We start from the raw sequence: 8,704 nt of genomic DNA on the forward strand, positions 1-8,704 counted from the left end.
TATCTGTTAATCATAATTCGAGTGCCGATAATTGTGCCTTCACTGTCATCTCAAGGATTGAGCAATGATTAATTATCTGGCATTGGCGCTGTGCGCCGTTCGAACTAAAAGGCTTGTCGCTCTGTGCGCCCGAAGGCCTGTTACTGAAAGAGCAGGGCTTGCAAGGGACTCCATAAGGCCGCTGATTAAAATACGTCGGACGTTTCTCTTTTTTACTAGTTAAAAAACTGTAGGAAGTTGTCGGAACGTTCCTGGGCTTGGCGGCGGACCCGCTGGCGGCCCGGTGCATGGCGGTTTCGTAGCCTGTCAGGTGCTCAATTGTAAGGAGGTTCGTTCGTAATGCTTTTGTTGCGAGGTGCTAGTGTTCTTTTGTCATCACGCCGGGCAATGCACGTCAATCCTATAGATGTAATGGGTCGGGCAAGTGCCGATAAGCATTTGCTTGAAACTGATATTCCAACTTGGGTAGTAGAACTATGAGCGCAATTCACGAACAAGCCATGAACTATGTTTATCAGCAAGTTCTGCAGCGTTTGATTGGGCACTTTTCGCGCGTAGAACGCACCGCACTTCAATTGCTGATCCAGCGAATCGTGGTCGCGGCAGGCGGCATGGAACAAGTGGGAAATTACAAGGTACTGGTTGCCCATGGTGGCGGCGAAGTGAGCAGCTATACCTTGGCGCTGCTGCGTGCGGCGCAATTGTCGATTGCCGGCCGGGCGCCCAAGACCTTCAATCTGCGGGTTGCAACCTTGCGTCACGCAGGCATGACGCAAACCACACTCGATACCCTGCATCAGGGCTACAGCGCGCTGTTTTTCCATGACGACCCAAGGGTGGAGCTGCTCATGGTGGAAAACCAGGAGGTTCAGCCCTTCAATCACCAGCGGCCGGCATCGAGTGCCGGACGGGAAGTCAGCCAGCGCGCGATGCTGATGGTCGGGCACCTGACATCGGGCGATGTACGCGCCACGCTCTGCAATGACACCTACCTGTCCCTGGGTGACTTCTATCAGCGTGTCACCACCTGGAATGGCGGCGTGCACGCGTTGGTCAGCGGTGATTCACCGCGCAAGCAGGGCCAATACCTGGCCTGGTTAAAAAAGAGAGCCCTGTTGGCCGGGGTCGCCATGCCGCCGGGCAGGCCTCTATCGCTCAACGGGCTGTTTGCACGCATGGAAGAATGGAGTGTGGGGTGCTATCGCGACCTGTTTGGCGAGCAATACGTGGCCAACGAAAGCCCGGGGCGCGGCGGTCACCGCCATCTGGCGTATATCGGCATCGCTGATCTTCTCAGCGAGGTGGACCCCGGTTCGACGTCGCTGGTCACGGAGTTTCTGGCCCACAGACCGGACCCCTTTGGCTTTCATTTCAGCCATCCAGACTTTCCCAACCCACTGCTGATGGCTCATCTATGTGGGTTGCAGGCGCAGTGCCTGCGCGAGCTTTCTTACGAGGACGGCGTTGAAGGATTCGTGCGCCAAGCCCAGGGCTACATGTTTCGCCGGCAAATCCCCGAGCACTTGATTGCGGGGGCCAGCAGCCGGGATGGACGAGTACTGGCGGCGACTTACGCCCAGGAATTCTTCGGCTTGGAAGAAGGGCAACTGACCTGCCTGCTGTACTCACCCTTCATACACCATGGCGAACGGCTGGAAAGCTACCTGCGCCAATGTCACCCCGGCATGCTGGTCGCACTGCCGGAGCTGCACAAGGTGCTGCAAGGCAAGTCGGCGACGGAGGTTTTGCAACAGTGGGCAATCGATACGAGCGGGCTTCCACTGCCGTTGCTGCAGCACCTGTATCGCAAGCGTCCCCAGTCGAGCGATCACAGCGCCCGCGTGTGCAGTCAGCGCAGCCAGCAGTCGTTGAGTCGCGCTGATGTGCGCAGTTTTCAATTGTCCGGGCGTTAAGGTGAGTATTGGCGTAGCAGCCGGGGTGCGCGGCAATGAACTTGCGCGGTGAGCGGCAGGCCGACTTTGCCTATCAGGCGGTTTACCGCTACATGATTAGCCTGATAAACGAAGTCAGCCTCGAAACCCCGGTGCGGCTGCCGTCCCTGCGGCAGCTGTCGACGCGCTTGAACGTGTCTATCTCGACTATCCAGTATGCCTACTCGCTATTGGAGAAGGAGGGCCGGGTCTATTCAGTGGCCAAGTCGGGCTATTTTGCCTGGCCGGTGGCGGGCAACCCGCTGATGGCATCGGCGGGCGACCTGCTGGAGCGGCTGTACGCAGCGGCGCGTCGTCCACGAATGGTGGTGCTCAGCGGCGATGAGCCGGCGTTGCTGGCAACGCTGGATGGCACGTTGTTGACGTTGGAGCGTCAGCTGGTACGCCGCTACCCGCGCCACCTGCAACCGTGGTCCCAGCCCTGTGGCGTCTGGGAGTTGCGGGCGGCACTGGCGGCCCGTTACACCTCATCGCCTACCCGTTGCTGGCAGGCCGATGAGGTGTATATCGGCGCGGACCTGCAGGGCGTGCTGGAAATCCTGATTGATGTGCTGGGCCTCAAGGGCACCACGTTGATTGTCGAGTCGCCCTGCGACTGGTTGATCTTGCGCTTGTTGCAGGCAGCGGGCGTGCGTGTGATCGAGCTGCCCTGGAGGGCCGACGGCAGCCTGGACCTGACGACGTTCGAACGCCTGCTGCGCGACGAACCGGTGCATGTGGTGCTGCTGTCGTCCGTGGTCAGCTTGCCGTCGGGGGTTGCCCTGTCCATGCCGGAACGCTTGCACGTGGCACATCTGCTGGACCAGCACGGCTGCTGGCTGCTGGAGAACGACACCTTTGGCGAATTGACCTTCGGCCCGCGCCTGCCAGCACTGCGCAACCTGGTCAACCCCGAGCGGCTGGTGGTGTTTTCGTCGTTCGAAAAAACGCTCGGCGCAGAGGCGCCATTTGGCTACGTGCTGTCGCGCCACTTGAGCAGCGAACTGCAACGTCAGTTCCTGTTGCGCTCATTCCGCTTGTCGTCGATCCGTCAGCGCGCCATCGCGCGGCTTTACCAAAGCGGGCGTTTTGACCAGCACCTGCGCGTGTTGCGCCAGCGCCTGCAGGAACAGGCCGATGCCATGGATCAGCGCCTGGGGGCGCGCCTGGAGGGGCGTGTGATCTATCGAAGGCCGGTCGCCGGGGCAAGTTTTTGGCTGCAATCAGTGGCCTCGGTGGACATGCGCCAGGTGTTCCAGCGCATGGTGGCCCATCAAGTAGTGATTGCGCCGGGAGAGTTGTTCAGCCTCAGCGGGCTGCATCAGCAGCATGTGCGCGTAAGCCATGCATTCAACGGGCATCCGAACCTGGACGTGGCCTTGGACGTATTGGCCGACGCATTGCTTCAGGCGCAGGTTGGTTAAGCGGATGAGTGTGCGAAATTTCTACTTTGCATGTGGGATAGATACCGTCGCGCGGCAGTCCAACTCCCAGTAAACTGCCATTTTTTCCGAATCCTTCTTTTCGAGGTTTATGCATGACAATCAGTCCTTTTGCGGGCAAGCCGGCGCCAGCCCAGTTGCTGGTGGATATCCCGCGACTGGTCACGGCCTATTACACCGGCCAGCCTGATGCAGCGATCTCCACCCAGCGCGTGGCGTTTGGCACCTCCGGGCACCGTGGCAGCTCCTTCGAGCTGAGCTTCAACGAATGGCACGTGCTCGCCATCAGCCAGGCCATTTGCCTGTACCGTGAAGCACAGGGCATCAACGGCCCGCTGTTCGTCGGCCTCGACACCCACGCGCTCTCGACGCCGGCCGGCGCCAGCGCCCTGGAAGTGCTCGCCGCCAACGGCGTCCACGTGATGCTGGCCGAAGGCGATGAGTACACGCCGACCCCGGCCATTTCCCACGCCATCATCTGCTACAACCGCGGCCGTACCACTGGCCTGGCTGACGGCATTGTCATTACACCGTCCCACAACCCGCCGCAAAGTGGTGGCTACAAGTACAACCCACCCAACGGCGGCCCGGCCGATACCCATGTGACCAAGTGGATCGAAGCCAAGGCCAACGAACTGCTGGCCAACAAGCTGGCCGGGGTCAAGCGCATCACCCACGCCCAGGCGCTCAAGGCCGATACCACCCATCGCCATGACTACCTCAACAGCTACGTCGCCGACCTGATTAATGTGATCGACATGGACGCCATCCGCAGCGCAGACCTGCGCCTGGGCGTGGACCCGCTGGGCGGAGCAGGGGTGCGCTACTGGTCGGCGATTGCTGAGCACTACCGCCTGAACCTGGACGTGGTGAACACCGAAGTCGACGCCACTTTCCGCTTCATGAGCGTGGACTGGGACGGCCAGATCCGCATGGACCCTTCGTCCAGCTACGCCATGCAAGGATTGATCGGCCTCAAGGAGCGTTTCGACGTGGCCTTTGCCTGCGACCCGGACCACGACCGCCATGGCATCGTCACACCGTCCGGCGGCCTGTTGGCGCCGAACAACTACCTGGCGGTGTCCATCGACTACCTGTTCCAGAACCGTCCCGACTGGCGTGCCGACGCGGCCGTGGGCAAGACCGTGGTCAGCAGCGGCTTGATCGACCGCGTGGCCGCGCGCATTGGCCGTCGCCTGTACGAAGTGCCGGTGGGCTTCAAGTGGTTTGCCGATGGCTTGTTCGAAGGCTCGCTGGGCTTTGGCGGTGAAGAAAGTGCCGGCGCATCGTTCCTGCGCAAGGACGGTAGCGTCTGGAGCACCGACAAGGACGGCCTGATCCCGGCCCTGCTGGCGGCGGAAATGACCTCGCGCAAAGGCCAGGACCCGAGCCAGATCTATCGCGGCCTGACCAACGCCCTGGGCGAACCGTTCGCCATCCGCGTCGACGCCAAGGCCACCCCGGCGCAGAAAGCCCTGCTGGGCAAGCTGTCGCCGGAGCAGGTCACGTCCACGCAACTGGCCGGGGAAAGCATCCAGCAGATCCTCAGCCACGCGCCGGGCAACAACCAGGCGATTGGCGGTTTGAAAGTCATGACGGAAAACGGCTGGTTCGCGGCGCGGCCGTCGGGGACCGAGGACATCTACAAGATCTACGCCGAGAGTTTTATTGGCGAAGATCACCTCAAGCAGTTGGTGGAAGAGGCGCAGGTGCTAGTGGACGGGGCTATCTCCGAGTAACACCACAGCCCCTAAATGTGGGAAGTGGGCTTGTGTGGGAGCGGGCTTGCTCGCGAAGGCGGTATATCAGTCACAGATGTTTTGGCTGAACTACTGCATTCGCGAGCAAGCCCGCTCCCACACAAGCCCGCTCCCACATTTTTTGTATCAGGCCAGATCGACCAACACGATTTCACTGTCCTCAATTGCAGTCACCCGCAACACCGCCTCATCCTCAATCGCCACACCATCCCGAGCTTGTGCCCGCAAGCCATTGATTTCAATCACGCCGGTTGCCGGCACCAAATAGGCCCGCCGTCCGCTGTCCAGCCGGTATTCCGCGCTTTCCCCAGCTTTCAGATTGGCCGCCACCAAGCGTGCATCCGCACGAATGCGCAGGCTTTCATTGTCACCGGCCTTGCCGCTGGCCAACGTCACAAACCCATCGCGACCCTCCTGTGGAAACGGCTTGGCGCCCCACGACGGTGGCAGCCCGGCTTCATTCGGGATGATCCAGATCTGGAAAATCTTGGTCGGCGTCGCCTCCAGGTTGTATTCGCTGTGGGCAATCCCGGTGCCCGCGCTCATCACCTGCACGTCACCCGCTTCGGTACGGCCTTTGTTGCCGAGGTTGTCGGCATGGCTGATGGCGCCTTCGCGCACATAGGTGATGATTTCCATGTCGCGGTGTGGGTGCTGCGGGAAACCCGTGCCGGGCGCGATGATGTCGTCGTTCCACACCCGCAGGTTGCCCCAGTGCATGCGCTGGGGGTCATGGTATTCGGCAAAGGAAAAGTGGTGATGGGCGTCAAGCCAGCCGTGGTGGGCGCCGCCCAGCGTGTTGAAAGGTCGAAGTTCAAGCATGATCGTCTCCTGTGGATGGGACCTATGATCCAGCAGTGCATGATCGATAAAAAGCGTAAAAACTGCCTGATTCCTATCGAATTAACAGATTGATTGCCGGGGTTTTGACTTTCACTTCATCGCCTAACTGCATGACCGCAAAGCAATTGGCTGGAACTGCAGCGCGATTCCGGCGACCATGGCGCATTCGCCAAAACCAACCTCATCGCTGGAGTCCGCGTGCCGCAACACACCCCTGATTTGCCCCCAGAACTGCGCCCACTGGCAGACATGCCCCTGTTCAAGCGCCTCGCCGCGCGCCTGTTTGGCCATGGCTTGACGCGTTTACGCGCCCAACACCGGTTTTCCTGGTTGCATGGGCAGGCGGATGGCTTTCGCAGTGGGCACGAGGCCGGTGTCGAGTATGGCTACCGCGAAGGCAAGGCCGATGGCATTGAAGAAGGCCGGCAAGTCCTGCTGATTCGTGACTTTCGTCCCGATGAGCACCGTGCCCCCGGCGTTGACGACAGCCTGTTCGATGATTGGCGCCTGCCGCTGACTGCCGAGCTGAAGAAACGCATGAAGGCGGATGTCGCACGACTGCTGCCGGCCCACGCCCAGCCGAGCGCGGCGCAATGGAAGATGATTTTCAGCGATACGCCGTCCACCTCGGTGATTGCCGGCGCGGGGGCGGGCAAATCCACCTCGCTGGTGCTGCGCATCCTGCTGCTTACCCATTACCTGGGCTTTGAGCTGAGTTCGATGACCGTGGTGACCTTCACCCGTGAGTCGCGCAAAGACTTCATCAGCAAACTCATGGAGATTCTCAGCCTTTGGGGCCAACCCCTTGGCAGCAAAGAGGCCCAGGCGGTGGTGCGTACCTTTCACTCACGCATCCTGCCGATGGTGCGCAGCCTGCCGGGCTTTGAACGCCTGCAGGCGTTCGAGAACCTCGGCACAGGCGGTGAGGACGCGGAGAGCAACCCGTTTGACCTGCGCATCAACGACGCCCAACGCCAGCAGATGAACGCCTGCTATCACCGGCTGCACGGCCAGCACCCGCGGTTCCGCGAGCTGATCGCGCCGCTGGCCCGGCATGGGTTGCAGCTCAAGGAGCTGGAGCGCGAACATCCTGACGTGCAAAAACGCGTGGCGGTGACCGAACTGGCGGCCAAGCGCGACGAAGAACTCTGCGACCTCGTCGAAGACCTGTGGTTTCGTGCCGGTGCCTGGCCGATCAAGGGCATCGAGCCCAACCGCCAGACCTTGGAGATCAATGGCGCGCAGTTCCATTGCCATGGCTATATCCCCGAGTTGGATGCCTGGGTGGTGCTGGGTTTCGACTCCCGTGAAAACCCCCAGGTCAGCCGTCCCAACGCTAAGTTGTCGGTGCGGGCGGAGTGGGCGGTCAAGCGCACCCTGTTTCAAGCTTTCTGCCGTAAGCCATTAATATGGCTGGATAATTACGAATCGTCCAGGCGCCTTTTAAGCAGTCTGGCCGGCGATGCCAGCGCCGGGCCGGGCTTTGATTACAAGGTCAAGGGCGAGCTGGCTTCGGCGCCGCTGCTGGACTGCTTTGTGATGGCGGCCGGGTTTATCGAGAACCTCGGGCTGGATGTGCCCACTGCGGTCGGCCAAATGAGCTTTGCCAAGGACGATCCGGACCGGTTTTTCTTCGAGGCCCTGAGCATTTTCTGGAAAGCCCTGGAAGATCACCTGCTCGACCAGTCGCCGCCGATCATGACCTACAACCGCATGTTCTCGCTGTTTGGCGAGAACACCCCGGAAAACCTCAAGCTCCTCAGCGATCCGTTGTTGCGGCCGCTGTCCCATCTGATGATCGACGAGTTCCAGGACGTGTCGCCGCAGATCGTCTCGTGGATTCGCGCCAGCCTGCGGGAGATCCGCAGTCGCGGCCCGGCCATGCACGTCGGGCGCGGCGCGCAGCGCTCTTCGCTGTTGTGTGTGGGCGATGACTGGCAATCGATCTACGGCTGGCGCGGCAGTTCGCCGAAGTACTTCATGGAGTTCAACAAGGAGTTCCCGTCGCCGGCGACCACCCGCGTGATGCTCGGTGAGAACTACCGCAGCCACCAGCACATCATCGACGCGGCCGAGCATATCGTGCGCGCCGCGCCGGCGATTGCTGGCAAGAAGGCCAAGGCCAGTGGCGCACCCAAGGCGCTGGTGCCGGTCAAGGTATTGGCGCGTGATGAGGCGGCCCTGGGGCGGCAGTTGCTGGAGCACTACCAGCGCGGCGAAACGGTGTTGATGTTGTATCGAAAAAGCAGCGATAAGTTATTGATTCAAGAGCATATTCAGTCAGCAGTTAATGTGGATTCTAGCTTGCCGCCCCACGCGCGTAGACTTAAGCAACTGACCTATCACAGTGCCAAGGGCCTACAGGCGGATGCGGTGTTTCTGCTGGGGGATTGCCAGCATGTCACCCGCTCGCCGTACAAGAACCAGGTCTACCGCATGGCGGGGCTGGGCAAGGACGGTGACAGCGAGCCGTATGACACTGCCCAAAAGGACGAGGTACTGCGCCTCGCCTATGTCGGCATTACCCGCGCGGTGAGCCATTGCTATTGGTATGTGGAAAAGCCTGAAGGGCAGGCGGTGAATGTGCCCAGGGCGTCGGAGCGGGTGGACGGCAAGAAAGCGTTTTTCGACGACCAGCGTAGTTGACGTGTAACGCAGTTCCCCTGTGGGAGCGGGCTTGCTCGCGAATGCGGAGTGTCAGTCACTAAATTTGTTACTGAACCACCGC

At 60.8% G+C, this 8,704-nt stretch carries 5 protein-coding genes; 4 read left to right on the plus strand and 1 reads right to left on the minus strand.

What is annotated here, in order from left to right; translation table 11 throughout:
* Positions 1-476 precede the first annotated feature (476 nt).
* The 3 genes from NUV89_RS12255 (at position 477) to pgm (ending at position 5,112) form a co-directional block, all read left to right on the plus strand.
* On the plus strand, positions 477-1,913 hold the full coding sequence (locus tag NUV89_RS12255) for a hypothetical protein (RefSeq protein WP_257781520.1): 1,437 nt from the start codon (positions 477-479) through the stop codon (positions 1,911-1,913).
* Between the two features lie 35 nt (positions 1,914-1,948).
* Complete coding sequence (locus NUV89_RS12260) at positions 1,949-3,355, plus strand: PLP-dependent aminotransferase family protein (protein WP_257781521.1); 1,407 nt, start codon at positions 1,949-1,951, stop codon at positions 3,353-3,355.
* Positions 3,356-3,468: 113 nt separating this feature from the next.
* A complete protein-coding gene (pgm, locus tag NUV89_RS12265) occupies positions 3,469-5,112 on the plus strand; it encodes a phosphoglucomutase (alpha-D-glucose-1,6-bisphosphate-dependent) (protein WP_257781522.1) in 1,644 nt (547 codons plus the stop codon).
* Between the two features lie 147 nt (positions 5,113-5,259).
* Here pgm and NUV89_RS12270 read toward each other — a convergent pair whose 3' ends face one another.
* Positions 5,260-5,955 carry a pirin family protein gene (locus NUV89_RS12270; protein ID WP_257781523.1) on the minus strand — a complete coding sequence of 232 codons (696 nt, stop codon included), beginning with the start codon at positions 5,953-5,955 and terminating at the stop codon, positions 5,260-5,262.
* A gap of 219 nt (positions 5,956-6,174) precedes the next feature.
* Between NUV89_RS12270 and NUV89_RS12275 the strand changes: the two genes are divergently transcribed.
* Positions 6,175-8,622 (plus strand): UvrD-helicase domain-containing protein, encoded by a 2,448-nt coding sequence (locus NUV89_RS12275; protein WP_257781524.1) that lies wholly within the window; start codon positions 6,175-6,177, stop codon positions 8,620-8,622.
* Positions 8,623-8,704 lie beyond the last annotated feature (82 nt).

It is taken from the genome of Pseudomonas sp. 18.1.10 (assembly GCF_024655625.1).
GTDB lineage: Bacteria > Pseudomonadota > Gammaproteobacteria > Pseudomonadales > Pseudomonadaceae > Aquipseudomonas.

What these genes read in the sequence shown, in the direction of transcription:
- NUV89_RS12255 (WP_257781520.1), top strand. Translation starts at nt 477, where the DNA reads ATGAGCGCAATTCACGAACAAGCCATGAACTATGTTTATCAGCAAGTT.
- NUV89_RS12260 (WP_257781521.1), top strand. Translation starts at nt 1,949, where the DNA reads ATGAACTTGCGCGGTGAGCGGCAGGCCGACTTTGCCTATCAGGCGGTT.
- pgm (WP_257781522.1), top strand. Translation starts at nt 3,469, where the DNA reads ATGACAATCAGTCCTTTTGCGGGCAAGCCGGCGCCAGCCCAGTTGCTG.
- NUV89_RS12270 (WP_257781523.1), bottom strand. Translation starts at nt 5,955, where the DNA reads ATGCTTGAACTTCGACCTTTCAACACGCTGGGCGGCGCCCACCACGGC.